This window comes from Alteromonas sp. KUL17 (assembly GCF_006538305.1).
Taxonomy (GTDB): Bacteria; Pseudomonadota; Gammaproteobacteria; order Enterobacterales; family Alteromonadaceae; genus Alteromonas; species Alteromonas macleodii.
This window is the reverse complement of the sequence record NZ_BJKJ01000008.1, coordinates 158,510-177,010: the sequence shown is the minus strand read 5'-3', so window position 1 is coordinate 177,010 and position 18,501 is coordinate 158,510. Positions and strand designations below refer to the sequence as shown.

Genomic DNA, 18,501 nt, shown 5'->3' with positions numbered 1-18,501 from the left:
CGTCGTTTTTTTTATAGTGTGAGTCTGTATCAGATACGCGTTCTACAGACTTTTCGCATTGAAAAAGTAGGGGTTAATGCGACAACACACTAAGCGCTACATCGGGCACGTTAGTGAATATGCCCGTCACTCCCCACTCGTTAAGCATAAGCATGTCTCTCGGCTCATCTACGGTATAAACGAATACGTCAAATCCGTCTTGCTGCGCCGTTTGCACAAACTGCTTATCAACGGCGTCTAATGCAATGTTTACGGAATAAGCGTTCAGAGCCCGGGCGCTCGCCGTACAGTCAAGCTCGTAGCTTGCAGATAAGGCGCCGATCTTCACTTCGGGCCACTTAAGCGCAATAGCTTGAATCCAGTGATGGTTAAATGAAGAGATAAGTAGCTTTTCAGCATTAATGCCGCTTTGCTGTACCGCCGCTTTAACGTCTTTAACCCAGCTGTCTACGTCGCGTAAGTGTTTTATCTCAATATTGCACCACTTGTCTTTTGGAACACAATTCAGTGTTTCGGTCAGGGTCGGTATGCGCTCTCCATCCCCAATATCCATTTCTGTAAGGGATTGCCACGGTACGTCAAGTAAATAGCCGGATTCCCGTGCTCTGCGCGTAAGTGTTCTATCGTGAAAAACAATAATGCCGCTTTCGTGCTGATAGGTATCAAACTCAATGCCATCGGCACGTTGTTCGAAAGCCAGTTTAAATGCCTTTACTGTGTTTTCTGGGGCGGCTTTACTGGCACCTCGGTGAGCAAAAATGAGCATAGACATTTCTTCCTTAAAGATCACAACACGGCTTAATCATCTTTTGCATTATGCAACTTATGCGTGTTGAGTGTTTCATAAACTGATGCTGACGTAATAAGAATTCCACCTAACAACGCACTTAAACCAGGTTTCTCGTTAAGCAGAATAATAGCAAGGAAAACGCCATAAAGAGGCTGCATGCAGGCTATGAGCGAAAACGTTTTTGCCCTAAGGTGACGTAGGCTCGCAGCAATAAGTGCATGAGGAAGCGCAGTAAATACGGTACCTAAAAGCAATAGCATTAGCCAAGAACTAGTAGACGCTGAGGTTATTGCTGCACTGCCTACCGGCAACATTAGAATGCTGATAACCAAGGTCTGCCACGCCATGGCTTGCGCACCGCTGTAGTGCTTAAAGTGCTTACGATGAATAAGGTTTCTAAACGAATACAAGATGGCGGAAGCAATACCGATAAGAACGCCAAGGGTAATGTCATTTTCCAGTGATGTCTCTGGCACTATTAAATAAACGCCAACGACCACCGTAACGGTAGATACGATATCCTGCCAGACCAGCCTTACCCGCTCAAAGAAAGGCTCGATAAGTACCGTGATTACAGGAAAGGTAAAAAGGGCAATCATGCCAACAGACACCCCAGCATATTGCATGGCGGCAAAATAGGTGACCCAGTGCAGTGCCATAAGCACGCCTAAACCGAGGGCAACGCCGTAGTCTTTTTTTGAATTCAGCTTTATTTTGTTCTTCGCCAATTTCAAAAAGGCAAACAACGCTATGCAGGCAAATACTGAACGAACAAGAGTGATATCACTGGCGCTAAGTGGTACAAGCCGAGAGAAAAGGGCTGTACCACCAAGTAAAATTACCGTGAAATGAAGTGAGATCAGGCTTTTTTTAACAGCATCCATAAATTAGCTGTCAGCGCCCTCTGACGAAGCCTCGCTCTTTTCGTCACTGGCTGTTTCATCGCTAACGTGCGTATCTTTAGCCGTAGCCTGTGCGGTTGATTTAAGCGCCATAGGCTCACCAAGGCGTGTGACCATACCAGGGGCGAGGTCTTCAAAATCAATCATGTCTTTTTCGAAACACACCACAATGGTCGAACCTAGCTTGAAGCGGCCTAGCTCGGCACCTTTTTCAAGGAAAACTGCTGCTTCACTGTCTTTTTCATATGACCAGTGCTGAACGTTTTTACCCGCAGGTGGCGTAACCGTGCCAGCCCAGACAGTTTCAATGCTTGCCACTATGGTTGCGCCCACAAGCACCATCGCCATTTTGCCTACAGGCGTGTCGAACAGCGCCACAACGCGCTCATTACGTGCAAACAGACCTGGAATATTTTGTGCTGTAAGAGGATTTACCGAAAAAAGTTCGCCCGGCACATACAGCATATCAGTAAGCGTGCCCTCAACAGGCATGTGAATTCTGTGATAATCACGAGGGGCAAGATAAATGGTAGCAAACTTACCATTTTTAAATGGCGCAGCTACATCAGGCTTGCCACCTAATAATGTAGTTAGGCTAAAGTCATGGCCTTTCGCCTGAAAAATACTGTCGCTATGGATATCGCCAAACTGACTTACCGTACCGTCAACAGCATGGATAAGTACGTCATTGTTTTCGTCAATGGTGCGCGCTTCAGGTTTAAGCGGGCGGGTGAAGAACTTATTAAAGCTTCTATAATGCTCTGGTTCCTCATGCAGCGCTTCTGACATATCAACGTTGTATTGCTTAATAAACGCCTTGATGAAAAATGTCGTAACACTACCCATTTCTGCTTCTGCAAGTTTGCCTACAAGGCGTGAAAGCAGGTGCTTTGGTGTAACGTATTGTAAATTAACTTTAAGCCAATCTAACACAAAATATCTCCGTTTCTTTTATGCAAGCAATAACGCTTTGCATAGATAGCGTTATTGTATCGTAAGTCGTGGTATTAAGAGCAACTTTAGGGTTATGAGTGCTTACACAAAAGCATAAGCACAAGGTTCACACCAAAAGAATAAATCGCCGAGTTGGCGACGGCTATTACGCGTAAGCCGTGCATGTACCTCTTAGGTCGCTCTAATGGATTTGACGTTCCAGCGAGGTTAAAACCCAATCGCCGAGGTTATGCCCCGGGTGGCTGACTGTGACTAGGGCGCTGCTCTTCCATAGTGGTTAATATTCTATGGTAGCTGTCGAAGCGTTCCGCGCTAATTTTTCCTTCTTCTACAGCTTCTCTTAATAAGCAGCCTGGATCATTTAAATGCTTGCAGTCTCTAAATTTGCAGCCGCCTAAATAATCTCGGAACTCAATAAAGCCCCATGTAATACGTTCGGTAGGAATGTGCCACAAGCCAAATTCACGTACTCCTGGTGAATCAATTAAATCGCCGCCGGCCGGCAAGTGAAGCAATTTGGCCGCCGTCGTTGTATGTTGACCTAGCCCAGAGTTATCTGAAATATCGCCGGTTAATTCATCGGCGTCTGGCAGAACTTGGTTAATAAGGCTCGATTTACCTACGCCGGACTGCCCTACGAACACGCTGATGTTATCGTTAAGGTATTCATTGAGCTTGCTAATGCCTTCACCGGTTTTGCAACTGGTGAAAAGCACTTCGTAGCCTAAGTTTTCGTACGTCTTAAGTTGCTCTGTAACGGTTGTGCGTTCCTCTTCACTGAGCAATTCTACTTTATTAAGGACAATCAGCGGCGTAATACCAATGTCTTCACAGGCAACGAGGTAACGGTCGATAATATTTAGCGAAAGGGTAGGTAATATAGCGCTAACCACAATAATGCGGTCAATATTCGCGGCGATGGGCTTAATACCGTCGTAATAATCTGGGCGAGTCAGGACAGAGTGCCTGTCTTTTACAATTTCAATAACCCCACTTACACCTGACTCAGCGTCATCCCCTTTACTGAAAAACACCTTGTCACCACACACTACAGAGTCTACCGTGCGGCGAATGTGGCAGCGAGATACTGCGCCGTTTGCGTCTTCAACATCGGCGTGTTTACCAAAGCGACCAATTACCGTACCGCTTTCTAGCGTGCTTTCATCAAGGTTCGCCGCGCCCTTTGACGCGTGCTTTTCACGCAAGCGCTTGCTTCTATTTGCTGCAACTTGTCGTTTCTGTCGTTGTGTAAGTTTTGGTTTTTTCGCCACGATTCTTTTCTAGTTTCACGTATACTATGTCAATAATACCGTTTGTAGGGCATGGTTGCCATGTCTGTAGCGCAAAGAGGAAAGTAATGAGTAAACACGACAGTAACCTTGTTTGGATAGACATGGAAATGACAGGGTTAGATCCTGAAACCTGTGTAGTAATGGAAATCGCAACCATTGTTACCGACGCACAGCTGAATATTTTGGCTGAAGGGCCTGTAATAGCGGTACATCAAAGTGATGACGTGTTAAATAATATGGACGAGTGGTGTACACGAGTTCACGGTGAAAGTGGATTAACTGCACGTTGCCGAGAAAGTAAAATAAGCGTTGAAGAAGCATCAGCGCAAACTATTGCCTTTTTAGAGCAATGGGTAGATGCAGGCAAGTCACCGCTATGTGGAAACACCATAGGGCAGGACAGACGCTTCATGGTTAAGTACATGCCCGAGCTTGAAGCTTACTTCCACTATAGAAATATCGATGTAAGCACAATAAAAGAACTAACGCGCCGCTGGAAGCCTGAAATTTTAGACGGTTTCGAAAAGAAAGGCGTACACCTAGCGCTTGATGATATTCGCGAGTCTATTGAAGAAATGCGCTATTATCGTGAGAAAGTGTTTACGATTTAGGCATTCAAACATTGAGGTGCAAAAAAAGTAGAATTAAAGGTTGCGTTACCCCAAAATTTTTGTAAAATGCGCACCACTTCAAACGAAGTACCTCTTTTGTTGCGGGAATAGCTCAGTTGGTAGAGCACGACCTTGCCAAGGTCGGGGTCGCGAGTTCGAATCTCGTTTCCCGCTCCAAATTTTAATCTAGATCTCTAGATTGCCTACAAGATGCACAGCATCGACTCTATGCGGGAATAGCTCAGTTGGTAGAGCACGACCTTGCCAAGGTCGGGGTCGCGAGTTCGAATCTCGTTTCCCGCTCCAAATTTTTCAGACACCTCAAAAATAAAAACTTATCTTGATTTTAAGTGCGACCCCTTAATGGGCCCGCGACCGAGTGTCGGCCAGATGCGAATCTCGTTTCCCGCTCCAAATTTTTAAACATCACGAAAATCTAAACATTAGCAGATGTATTGATGCGACCCCTTAAAGGGCCCGCGACCGAATGACGGCCATTGCTTCACAAAGCATTCAAATTAGTTTTTGCTACAAACCATAACCTCTTATTTCACTGAAAAGCACCGTGCATACTTGCTCAAGAATCGGCAAGTCGTCAGCTCTGAAAAACGGTTTAGGACCTACTTTATTAAATACATAAGGTGACCTAATTAACTGCGTATTCTTAAATTTATACGAAAGTATAAATTTGCGTGCGCTTATTGCTTCAGCGCCGATTCTGTCTGTCTTTACGCACCGTTGTGAATCCTTATTCATGACTCTTTGCACCTTCCTAGTGCGGTGCCGCCTTGATTTCAACCTAGTTCTCAATAAATCTACATTTTACGAGCTCTTTTGCACATTAAATGTGCATTCGAAAGCCGTTAGTTAAGTCTTTTTGAATATTAAATAGATTTTAATGGGTAAATATGCATAATGCGCCGTTTTTTAGCGGTAGTTTCACTGTTTACTTGCTTTTTGATAGGCACACCATTTGCAAAATGCATTATGTAAAACGCAAATTGTAAACATATAAAAATAACCATCGCTTTTAGACTCCTCGAAAGTGCCGTAAAGAGCACTCTGGAACGAAAAAGTAATACTTGGAGAAACACACATGGCTTTTGGTTCATCAAAGCAAAGCAATATTTCTGCACTAGCAATTGCAGTAGCATCTGCACTTACTGTTAGTGCATCTGCGGTTCAGGCTCAGGAAGAAGCCGCTGTTGAAGAGAAGGATGTCGAAAAAGTAGTTGTAACCGGTTCTCGCGTTGCTCAAGACTCCTCCCTGGAAGCAGCGAGCCCTGTTCTTGCCATTAATGCTGGTGATATCAAAACATCTGGTCAAATAGATTTAGGTGCCATGTTGCGTGAGTCGCCTCAACTACAGGCGTCACTGCCGGGGTCTTTTTCTGCATTTAATGGAACCCCACTAGGAGCAAGCTTGCTGGACTTACGTAATCTAGGTAGTGAGCGAACCTTGGTTATGGAAAACGGTCGACGACATGTTTCAGGTATTGAGGGTACGGGCTCTGTTGATGTAAATACCATCTCTACTGCTTTACTTAGAAACGTGGAAGTCCTCACTGGTGGTGCCTCAGCTGTTTACGGCGCTGATGCGGTAACCGGTGTTGTCAACTTTAATATGAGAAACGGTGCCTCGTTTGACGGGCTAGAGCTTCGCACTCAAACAGGTGTGACTGACGATGGTGACGCAAATGAATTCTTTTTATCATTGGCCAACGGCTTTTCTACAGATAAAGGTGATTTAGTATTCGCGGTTGAATACCAAGAAACAAGCCCAGTGTATGCTAGAGATAGAGACTTCGCAGGCTCTGGTCTATATACACAAGTAGCCAATACAGAGGCTACTCAGAGTGCATTTGGTATTGATTCAACCTTCAAGAATACTTGGGTGCCAGATTACAGACTTCCAATTTCAAGTGACAGAGGTGTAATTTCATTAACTGGTAGCGCGTTTGATGATGTTGCTGGATCTGGCGGCGTGCTAGGTTGCGGCACGATCGGTACTTCTATGTTTCCAACGTGTCAGGTAGTGGGTGAAGACGGCACCCTTCGTGCCTATAACCCAGGTGATGTTTATGCTGGACCTTTCGATGCTAGCGGCGGTGATGGTGTTCCCGGCAGTCCTGATGCCGAGTTGATTCTTCCAGAATCTAAGAGAGTGCTAGTACAGGCTGTATCTAACTATGAACTTCATGAATACGTAAATTTCTTTGTAGATGCCAAATTCGTATTTAGCTCGACTAAAGAAACTGATCAGGTGAATGGTTTCAATGACGATATTCCAATCTCACTAGACAATCCGTATATTCCTGCAGCTCTACTGTCTCAAATTAATGAATTACAAGCAGAAGGTGAATCACCAAGCTTGGTAATGTCCCGAGATGTTCTTGATATAAACGCTAATTCAAACCCAGAAGCGGAACGTAAAACGTATCGTATTGTTACAGGCTTCGATGGTTATATCCCTAACACTGCTCTAGAGTACGAGGTTTTCTATAACTACGGTCGAACTGATGCCGACATTACTTCGAACTTGCGCATAGAAGACAAATACTTCGCTGCTATTGATGCTGTAACAGATCCAGCAACTGGCAATGTTGTTTGTCGTTCTGACCTTGACAGTTCTGCGCTTCCTCCTACGTCGCCGTTTCCATCTGCGAATGCGAATTTTGGGTTCTTAACTTTCCAGCCTGGTGATGGTTCTTGTGTACCGGTGAATTTGTTTGGAAAGGATTCAATCAGCGCAGAAGCGGCTAACTTTATATTCCAACCTGGCACTGAGCAGAACGATATAACGCAAGAAAATTTCTTAGCAGTAGTATCGGGCGACTCTTCTGATTTATTCGAGCTACCGGCAGGCCCTGTTATGTTTGCTCTTGGTTATGAATGGAGAAAAGAGTCAAGTACCTATACGCCAGATCCATACTCCGCAGCAGGCTTAACCTTTGGAACATTAGACTCTCGTGACGGCCCAACCAATCCTTCAGACGGTGAGTATGATGTTTCAGAATACTTTGTTGAAGCAACTATACCTTTACTAGAAGGTGTCGATTTCGCTGAGCGATTAGAGCTGCGCACTGCATACAGAAGCTCAGACTACGACCCATATGGTACGCATGACGCTTGGACGATAGGAACAGTATGGTCACCGGTAGATACATTTAGTATTCGAACGACCTTCTCAGAAGCGGTGCGGGTTCCCAATATTAATGAAGCGTTTGCACCTACATTTGCGGCTTCACTTGGTGCAGGTGATGACCCTTGTAACCAAAACTTAATTAGTGCGGGCTCTGAGTTCAGGGAGGCGAACTGTATTGCACTGATTGGCGACGCGGTAGCTGATGGCACTTATGATTCTACTAACTTCCTGTCAGCGTTTGTTTCTGGTTCAACGGGCGGTAACCCAGACCTTGATCCTGAAGAAGCAGAAACCATCACGATTGGTACAGTGTGGAGACCAGATACAGAGCTCGACGGTATGCTGGAAGGTTTAGTAGTGACACTAGACTACTATAATATTGAAATTGATGGCCTGATTGATAGCCTTACTGGTTTTGACATTGCATCTAACTGCGTAGACGCGCCAACAATCAACAACCAATTTTGTGACGCAATTGACCGTGATGCTACAAATGGATTTATCACAGATTTTCGTTCAGGGTTTATCAACCTTGCAGCGGTAGAGACATCTGGTATTGATTTCCGCGTAGATTATGGCTTTGAGTTGGCTAAATTAGTCGACACAGACGGAAGAATTGAATTCACTATCAACGGAACAAACTTCCTCAAAAATGATGAAGTAAGGGATGTGAGTGCACCTGACGAAGTCACAGATGTTCTTGGAACGTTTGGGCGACCAGAGTGGATCGTAAACATGAGTGCAGACTATATAATTGGTAAACTCGTTGTTGGGTGGAGAGGACGCTACGAAGGAAGCCAGCTACTTCCAGGGCTAGAAAACCAGGATATCGAGAGTGATCCTGATTTTATCAGTCAAACTCACACTGGCTCTGCGTTGGTGCATGATTTTTCTGTTTCATACACTTTTGAAGATAGCCTAGAAGTATATGGTGGTATCAATAACGCGTTTGAGGAAGATCCTTACCTTGGCACATTGTCGAGACCGGCAGGGCCTAGAGGACGCTTCTTCTACCTAGGCGTAAATTACACAATGTAACGTCTACACAGATATCAGAAAGCAGCTTTTTAGCTGCTTTTTTTATATCTCTAAATCGGAATTTATTTGCATCACTACTTCGTTGGGATTATGTTAATGTAACTTCCTCTGGTCTAACCAGTGGCGCGGATTTAATAATCACTCGAAAGATAAAAAGCTCCCAACTATCAGCGTGAACAACTATGTCAAAGAATTACGTACTAAATACATATAACAAATTTATGAAGCTGCCCTTTGGCAAGAAGCTATTTAGCTGGTACTCAGCGCGCAGGGCACCTTATTTTTCTACCGTTTCACCACTTATCTCAGACATTAAACCAAACTACTGTGAAGTGCTTATTAGTAAACGTAAAGCGGTAGAAAATCACATTGGAACGGTTCACGTTATTGCTATTTGCAATGGTCTGGAAATGGCCATGGGGTTTATGTGTGAAGCATCCATACCTAAAAACCTCAGGTGGATCCCAAAGGGCATGGAAGTAAAGTATCCGGCGAAAGCAGACTCAGATATTCGTTGTGTAGCAGAAGTGCCAGCTGACGCATGGAAGCCAGGTGATTTACCTATTTCTGTTAAGGCGTATAACGCTGAAGGCACCGTGGTCGTCGAAGGAACCATTACGGTTTGGGTAAGCGAAAAACGCTGATATCACGCTTATAATAAAAGGCCGCGCTTGCGGCCTTTTTTATGCTCTTTTAAAACATTCAATATTAAGTTTTTACTACAGCTACTTTTCTGTTTGACAGAAAATAAAAATCCAACTAAGAATAACCTTGAAAGCGATTAAGGCGCTATATCAGTAGTCTATTTCATTCAACAGTTGGTGTTGCAATTTTGTCTGTGTTTACAACGCAGATATTAGCGGTGGAAGAGGTTAAGATGTCTGTAATCACAAAAGAGCAAGTCGCAAGAAAACCCTTTATAGATAAGAAAAATTACCCGTACGGCTTTGCCCGTTCAGGAGATTTTTCAATTAATGAAAGTAAGCTTCTTCAGGCTCATGGTAGTTTGTTCGCTGCACTAGTGGACGGGAAAATTACGCCAGAGAATGATGAAGAACAAGCCTATTTAGAATCGGCTCTTGGTCATCGTGACCCTGCAACACCGCAAGAGAAAGCGTGGTTGAAATACCAAGCCAGAATAAACCGTCCAAAAACAGCAAGTATTTATGGCTCTAAGCGTGCTGCTGAACAAGATGTTGACGATGATGACGATATAAGCGATAACAGTGATCTTGATATCGACCTCGATGATTAAGCTTATGCCTTTATGCATCTAAAACGTGTAAAGGCGCCTCTCTTAAAGCAACTATGTTTATTGTTTGCGCTGTTAAAATCGTGTAAATAAATATCCTATTTTCTGTCAAAATTACACTTAAGTCGAAATATTTATCCTAATTATTGCGAATATTGGGATATATATCTCACTTTTACGCAATTTGGTGTTTTATCTTCCTATTACCTTAGATATAGTCGGGGCATCGTCAACGTACGCTGACAAACCCCCCAACCCATTACAGGAGAAAGCACTGTGAAAATGATGTCGGGCGCAGCCATGGTGGTTGAAGCGCTAAAAGATGTAGGAGTGACACACGTGTTCGGTTACCCAGGTGGTGCCGTATTAGACATTTATGATGCGTTATTTGCGCAAGATGATGTCAAACACGTCCTCGTACGTCATGAACAGGCAGCCGCCCACATGGCGGATGGTTATGCACGTTCAACTGGCAAAACCGGCACAGTGCTCGTCACATCAGGTCCAGGCGCTACGAATACTATTACAGGTATTGCTACTGCATATATGGACTCTATTCCGATGGTTATTTTATCGGGACAGGTGCCGTCGAAGCATATTGGTGAAGACGCATTCCAAGAAACTGACATGGTGGGGTGCTCACGCCCTATCGTTAAGCACAGCTTTTTGGTAAAGCGCGCGGTTGATATCCCAGAAGCGATTGCTAAAGCTTATTATATTGCCAACACAGGTCGTCCTGGGCCGGTGGTAGTAGATTTGCCAAAAGATATTGTGAACGTAGCAGAAGAACACCCATACGTGTTCCCAACTGACGTGACCATGCGTTCTTACAACCCAACTGAAAAAGGCCATCCTAAACAGGTCAAAAAGGCAGTTGAGTCGCTACTTAAAGCAGAACGTCCCGTACTGTATGTAGGTGGTGGAGCTGTAGCTTGTGATGCGTCAGCAAAGGTTATTGAGTTAGCCGAGAAGCTTAATGCACCGGTAACTTGTACGCTAATGGGCCTTGGTGCTATGCCGGGTACACACAAGCAATTTATCGGCATGCTAGGTATGCACGGAACGCTTGAAGCGAACAAGACTATGCATAATGCTGACTGCATCATTGCACTAGGCGCACGTTTTGATGACCGTGTTACCAACAACGTTGATAAGTTCTGCCCACATGCGGATATTATTCACGTTGATATTGACCCAGCATCGATTTCTAAAACCGTAAATGCGCATATTCCTGTGGTAGGTTCGGTAGATAAAGTACTTGATCAAATCTTAAGTCAGGTAAATAAGAAAGACTTATCAGGTCAAAGCGAAAAGCTGGCCGATTGGTGGCAACAAATTGAAACCTGGCGCTCTCGTCAGTGCTTAAACTACGCACAGGGCGAAGAGGTAATTAAGCCTCAGCGCGTTATCGAAGCCTTGTACAAACACACAGACGGTAAAGCCTACGTAAGTTCTGACGTAGGTCAGCACCAAATGTTTGCTGCGCTTTATTACCCTTATGATAAACCGCGTCAGTGGATCAACTCAGGTGGTCTTGGCACCATGGGCTTTGGTTTACCGGCTGCAATGGGTGTGCAGTTTGCGCACCCAGGTTCAACCTCTGTGGTAGTAACGGGTGACGGCAGTATTCAAATGAATATTCAAGAGCTATCTACTTGTTTGCAGTACAACCTGCCTATAAAGATTATCTCATTGAATAACCGTGCTCTTGGAATGGTTCGTCAGTGGCAGGATATGATTTATAAAGGACGTCACTCACACTCTTACATGGATTCAATGCCTGACTTTGTGAAATTGGCAGAAGCTTACGGACATGTGGGCATTAAAGTAGACAAGCTTGACGAGCTAGACGCGGCAATGGAGAAATGTTTCAGTTACACAGATCGCTTAGTGTTTATGGACATAGCAGTAGACCAAAACGAACACGTATATCCAATGCAAATTAAGTTTGGCGCAATGGATGACATGCGCTTAAGCAAGACGGAGCGAACCTGATGAAACGTATTATCTCTGTATTAATGGAAAACGCCCCTGGCGCACTATCTCGTATCGTTGGTGTATTCTCACAACGCGGTTACAACGTCGACTCACTGTGTGTGGCACCAACCGACGACGCGAGCCTTTCGCGTCTAACGATTATCACGCACGGTGACGACAAAGTCATAGAGCAAATTACTAAGCAAGTGAATAAGCTTATTGATGTGCTCAAAGTAGTAGACTTGACTGAAGGCGCGCACATTGAACGCGAACTTATGCTGATTAAAGTCGCGACTCGCACAGAGTCGGTACGTGCTGAAGTGAAGCGGAACTCTGATATCTTCCGTGCGCGTATTGTGGATGTGAACGTAAACAACTACACCATTGAAATTACGGGCACCACAGATAAGCTAGATGCATTTGCCACGACTATGGGGCAGTGTGCTGAAATTATCGAATCATCGCGCACCGGTGTGTGTGGGCTTGCTCGAGGTGATAGGGCGCTTCGTCCTTAAATTGAGTTGCGTAAATATCGACTCAATACTTCATAGTTAATAAACGAAAAAGGGCGCTTGCGCCCTTTTTCTTGTTCAGGAGCAACGTAGTGCGATGCAAAGTTTGTCGTGTAGGTTTGGTTATTCAAACGTGCCTTTGACCAAAGCCCTGCCATGCTGAACCAGCTGCCTGCCTTTAGCGATAACGTGAACAATATCCAGTGTTTCCCTATCGCACAGCACAATGTCAGCGTCACATCCAACATCGATTTTCCCCTTGCGATGCAGCTTAAGTCTCTTGGCGGGGGTGCTACTGACAACCGAAATGGCGTTCTCTAGTGATACATTGTGTTTTAATACCAGAGCTTTAAATGCGTCAAATAAACTTCCTACTTTACCCACTTCTAAGCCCACAAGCTGGCCATTATCATCGAATACTGGAAGGCTAGCGTTTCCATCTGAGCTCATGCTTAAACAGCTTGTAGGTACACCCTTATCTAGGCAATAGGCAACGGCCTCTGCAGCGGGTATTTCGCCCTCTTCAATAAATTGCTCGTTGGTGCTTGTGGTCATATCAATAACACCGCCTTTCTGTGTCCAAGCGATTCCTGCATCTAACAAACTTTGGTTTCTATTGATGTGAGTTGGATAGAACTGGCTTGCCGGAATATCTGTACTATCAACAACGTCATGCAAAACAGAAAGTTGGCGCTCTCCGTCGCCAGTGTGAATGTAAACAATACCTGCTTTGCCAGAAATCATGCCGCCAGTTCGTGCTTGTGCTGCAACCTCTGCAAGCGCCTGGACAGTCGGCTCGGCAGCTCTATGATCGGCAATTGCGACTTCTCCGACCCCGATCATACAGTCGATTAGCACAAGGTCATCAGTAACGTTGCCTGTAATGGTGCGAGCCGGAAGGTGGTAGGAGCCAGTGTAACAATACGCACTGATCCCCTCAATGTTTAGGCCTTTTGTCTTAGCCACTAAATCAGGAAGTGTTCGCGTAGTTGCATCGGTACCTAATGCACCAATGACGGTTGTTACGCCATGTAAACTTGCATCAGTCAGCGACATTTGAGGCGTACGTGTGTGAAAGCCACCCTCGCCACCGCCACCAGAAATATGCACCAGACTGTCAACAAGGCCTGGCAGCGCAATCAAATTACTGCCGTCGATAATGTTTAAAGAAGGTGAATGCATCGAAATGTTGGGGGCAGTATGTGCAACTGCATTATTGGCGATAAGAATGTCGACTGTGCCTTGTGGCGAAGGCGAGTAGCACTCTACATTTTTGATAAGCGTTAGCATTTAAGAAAAACCTATGAGAACGGCGGTGATAACAGTGAGCGACGCAAGTGTGAAAAGGCCGGCGCAAAACTTTGCAATAAATTTTACCCATGTTGTCCAACTTACGCCAGCCACACCTAAACAGCCTATCAGCGAAGCAGAAGTTGGAATAATTAAGTTAGTTAGGCCATCGCCTAACTGAAAGGCTAGTACCGCAACTTGGCGAGTCACGCCCACAAGATCTGATAGCGGCGCCATTAGAGGCATAGTGATTGCAGCCTGTCCTGATCCAGAGGCAATAAAAAAATTGAAGATGCTTTGAAACAACAGCATGAGCCAAGCGCTCATTACAGAACCGGTTTGCGCTAATGTATTACCAGTGTGATGAAGCAAGGTGTTTAGCACAGAAGGTGAAGTCACCTCGTCACCGCCAAGCACTAATACAATGCCTTTGGCCATACCTACAATGAGGGCGGCAGGCAGCAGCGATTGTGCACCGCTAACAAACGCCGCACTGATATCGTTCATGCGCATACGGCCACCAACCCATGCAATGGCACCAATCAGAATTCCCATACAAAAAAACTGTGAGGCAATTTGAGGAATATAGTAAGCATGAACAATTACTCCCCACATTACCCAGTAAATACAAGCAAAAAAGGCGATCAGAATGAGTTTGTCGGTAACGGAAAAATGCTGCTCAGTGAGCTCATTTGTTGATGCGGTAGATGACGTGAACTCTAAAGAAGACGTCTGTTTGCTTACTGAAGCTGCATCGTTAAATGCTTGGTTACTATTTTTTAGCTGCTTTGCATAACGCAAAGTGAAGATTAAGCCAAAAACGGTAAACATAGCCCATATGGCCATGCGAAAATATTGGCCCGACATTAACGGCACATCAGCAATGCCTTGTGCTATAGCAACAGAGAAAGGGTTCATCCAGCTTGTAGCAAAGCCGATTTGCGTAGCCACATAAGTGACAAGCACCGCCATGATGCCGTTATAGCCCATGGCTGTCATTAGTGGCACTAGCACAATACAAAATGCAATGGCTTCCTCACCCATTCCAAATATCGCCCCACCTAATGAGAACAGCAAAAATAAAGCAGGGAGCAAGAGATTATCGGCGTGTTGGTAGCGTTTTATCAACGCCATAATACCGTTGTTGATGGCGCCTGTTTGCATCACTATGCCGAAGGCGCCGCCAACGATAAGAATAAAAGCGATAACGCCGACTGCAGCGCCCCATTTGTCGCCCGAGACCATGCCATCAAAGGCATAATTAGCTATTCCCGTTTTGTTGCCTGTGCCATCGAATAACACAAAGCCATGGCTTTCTTCTGCATATCTGAAGCTATCGGCATCGAGCACGGTTTTAATGTTGCCGTCTGATGTGGTGATATTTTTTGTGTCAAAGGTACCAGCAGGAACAAGCCAAGACACTAGCCCTGCAAGCAGTATTACAAAGAATAAAATTACGAATGCATCAGGCATTCGCGATGTTGAAGGTGAATGTTGCAACCTTACCTCCGAAAGTGAAGAGGGCTTAACGCCCTCTGTTATCACTTAGTGAAAATAGTAACTAAACGCAAGTGTGTAGCGCGTACCAAATGGGTCATGGTTAAAGGCATCAAAACCTCTACCTGAGCCATAAGCCGTAGGGGCATCTCGGTCAAATACGTTGTCAACAGTAAGGCGCAAGTCAGCATTCTCAAAGTAATAGCCAGCGCTGAGTGTTACGGTAGTCCAGCTGCTTACATCGCGGGTATCATCTTCATCTTCAATGGCGCCCAACTCGATTAACTCATCGATTTCTCTGCTGCGTAAACGAATGATATCGTCGTCATAGCTGCCAGTATAGAAAACGTAAGCACCTACGTACCAATCCTCTTGAACATAGAAAAGTTCAGCTGTAGCAACAGTTTCAGGATAAAGGAAAGTGCCCGCTAATGACTCAATTTCATCAGAGCCAGGTCTATTGCGATCGTAGGTCAGGTAGTGAGTACCAGAAAATCCTAGCTCCAACGTGCCACTATTTAACTGAAAGTCATGGTCTACGTCCCAGTCGATACCTTCGAGTTCTTGAGTGCCCGTATTATCAAGCAATAAAATATGATCTCTAAACAGCGGTAACTCATCAAAGCGGGGGGCGTCAAATTCAACCCAAGCATTAAGAATTTCAGTTAAGTTAGCGCCCTCATCTTCAATGGTATTCCCTGCGCTATCGGTAACTAAACATAGGTCTTCCAAATAAGAAATGCCAACCTCTCCCTCATCCAATACACCGCAATGGCGAAGTGAAGCATCGGTAATGGCACGGTCTAGAACCCCCGTCATGTTGGTATCGACAATGTCTTCGTGATCGAAGGTCCAGTAATCAACCGTAATCGTGGTGTTGTCAGTTGGGCTATAGGCAAAGCCAAATGAGTACGTTTCAGACTCTTCAGCGCGCAGCGCTGGGTTACCAAGTTCAAGTACGTTATTGCCGCGAACGCTACCTTGCCCCTCGCAATACAAATCTGCAACGGCGTCGTTCGCCGAACAGTCGAAAGACGCGCGAGTCGTTCGCAGCTGCACGCCTGCTTGAGTCAAAGAAGGCGCACGGAACGCTGTAGACCAAGAGCCGCGGAGTACTAAGTCATCAATAGGGCGGTAGGTGAAGCCCACTTTTGGATTAAACGTGCTGCCAAAATCATTGTAGTCGTCAAAACGACCCGCAAGACTAATATCAAACTGATCGGTAATAGGAACAAAGAGTTCAGTAAAGACGCCCATCTGATTTCTGTCTGCCGCTGAGGCACTTGAACCGAATCCAAAAACATCGACAAGAAAGTTATTTTCCGCTCTCGCTTGTGAGTCTAAAGACGGCAAGTCAGTGATTTCTTCCCGTCTGAATTCAACCCCAGCAGCTAGCAACACAGCATTGCCTTTCCACTGCGCTATTTCACCGTTAATTTTGGCATCTAGGCCGAACATTTCGCTGGTTCCATCACGAGTGGGGCGTGCTTGTGTTAGGCCCAAGATAGCGTCGTTTTGCGCATCGCCCACTAGAAAAGGGTTATAGGCAGATAACAGTGCGCCGCTGCCACAGCTTAAAATATCGTTTGTGCTGTCATACTGCGCAATCTCAACCGTATCACAGAGCTCTCCGTGAACGGCGGCTGTATATAGATAGCGGTTGTAGATACCTTGTGTTGCAACCTGTTCAGACTCACTGCGAGAATAAAGGGCACCAGCTTCCCATTCCCACTCACCAAAGTACCCCTGTAAAGACGAAACTAGGCGAATGGCGTCAGTTTCTATTTCGACGGTACGTGGGGATACAAATCGAGCATCGTATTGAAGACCTTCAAGTTCACGACCTGCAACAGTATCAAAGGAGCCTATGAACAAGTTGTCAATAATTGCGTTACGCGCGTCGTCCTCAAGTACGTTAAGAGCATCGATTTCTATCCATGCTCCTTCTTCATCGTTTACCTGATTAATCGGTGATGGTGTAGAGAACGACGTTGATTTTGTATGCGAGGCAAGAAGATCTGTCCGCCACGTAATGTCGTTACCTTGATAGGTATAGGTGAAGCCTCCTGACAAGGTTTCTAGCGGCGTTTCGAAATAGTCATCTTCATTGGCATAATAGGCACAAATTTCCTCATCGAGCTCCGTTGTTGTAAGCTCATCAGGACAGTTAGGTGCAGGCATTTCATAGCGGTCTAGTGTGCTATCAAAGTAAATGTTGGGCTGCCCTTTAGAAAGATATGAGTAACTACTTTCCAAAATAGGATCGCGTGTTTGCGAAAAGTCGGTTGCCCTTATCGCTTTTCTATCGAAGTAGTCAAAAAACGCCGTTAAATTACTGCCGTTATCAAAATTTTTACCCCACAGCATTTGAACATTGAAGGCACCATGGTCGTTGCCGTTGGTGGTGTTCTCGTAATTAGTTTGAAGCTCTAAGCCTTCATAATCGTTTTTGAGAATATAATTAATAACACCTGCAACGGCGTCTGCACCATAAATCGCCGATGCACCCGTTGCTAGCACCTCTACGCGCTCTACTGCAGAGGCAGGAATGCTATTGATATCAACAAAATTTTCAGTGCCAGAAGCGAATGAGCTTGCTGCAATTCTGCGTCCGTTCACAAGCGTTAATGTTGAAGAGGGACCAATGCCTCGAAGTGACGCTGCCGCTTGACCGGGTGGTGTAGAGGTAGACGTCGCCCCACTTTGGGTGGTGTCAAATGTACCAACGCCTCCACGGGTTTGCGTCACCGTGCGCATTAGCTCTGAAATGGTAGATGCGCCTGTGCGTGCAATATCTTCTGAAGTTAGAATGGTTAGCGGCTGCGCACCTTCCATATCCGCACCGCGTATATTACTGCCGGTGACCTGAATGCGCTCTACAACTTCTTCTTCGCTCGTTTCTTGTGCTGATACAGATTGCGCAAACACAGCGCCAGATATACAAAGCGATAGGTAGCTTAGCGTGCCAACAGACACACCTAATTTGTGAACTAACGTCGATTTTTTCATTATTGTGATCCCCATAACGCGCACGGTCTAATGCCGCTTTTTGCGCGATTCAACACTTGATTAGATAAAAATTTGCTGCAAGGCGCAGCGTGACCGCTTCAATGAATTGAAGGGCGCAGGAGCTACTCGTCGAACCACTCCGACAAGTAAAAGTTTTGATAGCGATAGTTGCCTAGGTTGGCAGCTTTCTTAAGCATTTATAAAAACCAGTGTTGTGACGAATTATGCACTT

At 45.3% G+C, this 18,501-nt stretch carries 13 protein-coding genes and 2 tRNA genes; 8 read left to right on the top strand and 7 right to left on the bottom strand.

From position 1 onward, the window contains the following. Positions 1 to 73: 73 nt before the first annotated feature. The 4 genes from KUL49_RS09765 to rsgA form a co-directional block, all read right to left on the bottom strand. Entirely contained in the window at positions 74 to 766 is a 693-nt protein-coding gene (locus KUL49_RS09765; protein ID WP_131137163.1) for a glycerophosphodiester phosphodiesterase, read from the bottom strand. Positions 767 to 798: 32 nt separating this feature from the next. After that, on the bottom strand, positions 799 to 1,674 hold the full coding sequence (locus KUL49_RS09760; RefSeq protein ID WP_014948075.1) for a DMT family transporter: 876 nt from the start codon (positions 1,672 to 1,674) through the stop codon (positions 799 to 801). A 3-nt stretch (positions 1,675 to 1,677) separates the two neighbouring features. Continuing rightward, positions 1,678 to 2,625, bottom strand: coding sequence for an archaetidylserine decarboxylase (asd, locus tag KUL49_RS09755; protein WP_131137158.1), 948 nt, complete (start codon positions 2,623 to 2,625; stop codon positions 1,678 to 1,680). Between the two features lie 248 nt (positions 2,626 to 2,873). Beyond that, positions 2,874 to 3,917 carry a small ribosomal subunit biogenesis GTPase RsgA gene (gene rsgA, locus KUL49_RS09750; protein WP_014975509.1) on the bottom strand — a complete coding sequence of 348 codons (1,044 nt, stop codon included), beginning with the start codon at positions 3,915 to 3,917 and terminating at the stop codon, positions 2,874 to 2,876. An 86-nt stretch (positions 3,918 to 4,003) separates the two neighbouring features. Here rsgA and orn point away from each other — a divergent pair, with 86 nt between their 5' ends. From orn to ilvN, 8 genes are all read left to right on the top strand, one after another. After that, positions 4,004 to 4,549, top strand: coding sequence for an oligoribonuclease (gene orn, locus KUL49_RS09745; protein WP_014948078.1), 546 nt, complete (start codon positions 4,004 to 4,006; stop codon positions 4,547 to 4,549). A gap of 101 nt (positions 4,550 to 4,650) precedes the next feature. Continuing rightward, positions 4,651 to 4,726, top strand: a tRNA-Gly gene (locus tag KUL49_RS09740). 53 nt (positions 4,727 to 4,779) lie between these two features. Beyond that, positions 4,780 to 4,855, top strand: a tRNA-Gly gene (locus KUL49_RS09735). 790 nt (positions 4,856 to 5,645) lie between these two features. Further along, positions 5,646 to 8,732, top strand: a complete 3,087-nt coding sequence (locus KUL49_RS09730) for a TonB-dependent receptor domain-containing protein (RefSeq protein WP_131137157.1) — start codon at positions 5,646 to 5,648, stop codon at positions 8,730 to 8,732. 182 nt (positions 8,733 to 8,914) lie between these two features. Next, positions 8,915 to 9,376, top strand: coding sequence for a hotdog fold domain-containing protein (locus KUL49_RS09725; protein WP_101563384.1), 462 nt, complete (start codon positions 8,915 to 8,917; stop codon positions 9,374 to 9,376). 233 nt (positions 9,377 to 9,609) lie between these two features. Then, the gene (gene maoP, locus KUL49_RS09720; RefSeq protein ID WP_069943639.1) at positions 9,610 to 9,987 is read left to right on the top strand and encodes a DUF413 domain-containing protein; all 378 of its coding nucleotides are present in this window, start codon (positions 9,610 to 9,612) and stop codon (positions 9,985 to 9,987) included. A 273-nt stretch (positions 9,988 to 10,260) separates the two neighbouring features. Next, a complete protein-coding gene (locus KUL49_RS09715; protein ID WP_049588309.1) occupies positions 10,261 to 11,979 on the top strand; it encodes an acetolactate synthase 3 large subunit in 1,719 nt (572 codons plus the stop codon). Then, positions 11,979 to 12,476 (top strand): acetolactate synthase small subunit, encoded by a 498-nt coding sequence (gene ilvN / locus KUL49_RS09710; protein ID WP_014948084.1) that lies wholly within the window; start codon positions 11,979 to 11,981, stop codon positions 12,474 to 12,476. Before KUL49_RS09715 ends, ilvN begins: the two co-directional genes overlap by 1 nt. 120 nt (positions 12,477 to 12,596) lie before the next feature. Here ilvN and iadA read toward each other — a convergent pair whose 3' ends face one another. The 3 genes from iadA to KUL49_RS09695 are packed head-to-tail and all read right to left on the bottom strand — an operon-like array spanning position 12,597 to position 18,269. Then, the gene (iadA, locus tag KUL49_RS09705) at positions 12,597 to 13,763 is read right to left on the bottom strand and encodes a beta-aspartyl-peptidase (RefSeq protein WP_131137156.1); all 1,167 of its coding nucleotides are present in this window, start codon (positions 13,761 to 13,763) and stop codon (positions 12,597 to 12,599) included. Next, positions 13,764 to 15,263 (bottom strand): putative basic amino acid antiporter YfcC, encoded by a 1,500-nt coding sequence (yfcC, locus tag KUL49_RS09700; RefSeq protein ID WP_131137155.1) that lies wholly within the window; start codon positions 15,261 to 15,263, stop codon positions 13,764 to 13,766. Positions 15,264 to 15,308: 45 nt separating this feature from the next. Continuing rightward, positions 15,309 to 18,269, bottom strand: coding sequence for a TonB-dependent receptor domain-containing protein (locus tag KUL49_RS09695; protein ID WP_131137154.1), 2,961 nt, complete (start codon positions 18,267 to 18,269; stop codon positions 15,309 to 15,311). Positions 18,270 to 18,501 lie beyond the last annotated feature (232 nt).

Coding starts and splice junctions, on each gene's coding strand:
- KUL49_RS09765 (WP_131137163.1), bottom strand. CDS start 766: ATGCTCATTTTTGCTCACCGAGGTGCCAGTAAAGCCGCCCCAGAAAAC.
- KUL49_RS09760 (WP_014948075.1), bottom strand. CDS start 1,674: ATGGATGCTGTTAAAAAAAGCCTGATCTCACTTCATTTCACGGTAATT.
- orn (WP_014948078.1), top strand. CDS start 4,004: ATGAGTAAACACGACAGTAACCTTGTTTGGATAGACATGGAAATGACA.
- KUL49_RS09730 (WP_131137157.1), top strand. CDS start 5,646: ATGGCTTTTGGTTCATCAAAGCAAAGCAATATTTCTGCACTAGCAATT.
- KUL49_RS09725 (WP_101563384.1), top strand. CDS start 8,915: ATGTCAAAGAATTACGTACTAAATACATATAACAAATTTATGAAGCTG.
- maoP (WP_069943639.1), top strand. CDS start 9,610: ATGTCTGTAATCACAAAAGAGCAAGTCGCAAGAAAACCCTTTATAGAT.
- ilvN (WP_014948084.1), top strand. CDS start 11,979: ATGAAACGTATTATCTCTGTATTAATGGAAAACGCCCCTGGCGCACTA.
- iadA (WP_131137156.1), bottom strand. CDS start 13,763: ATGCTAACGCTTATCAAAAATGTAGAGTGCTACTCGCCTTCGCCACAA.
- KUL49_RS09695 (WP_131137154.1), bottom strand. CDS start 18,269: ATGAAAAAATCGACGTTAGTTCACAAATTAGGTGTGTCTGTTGGCACG.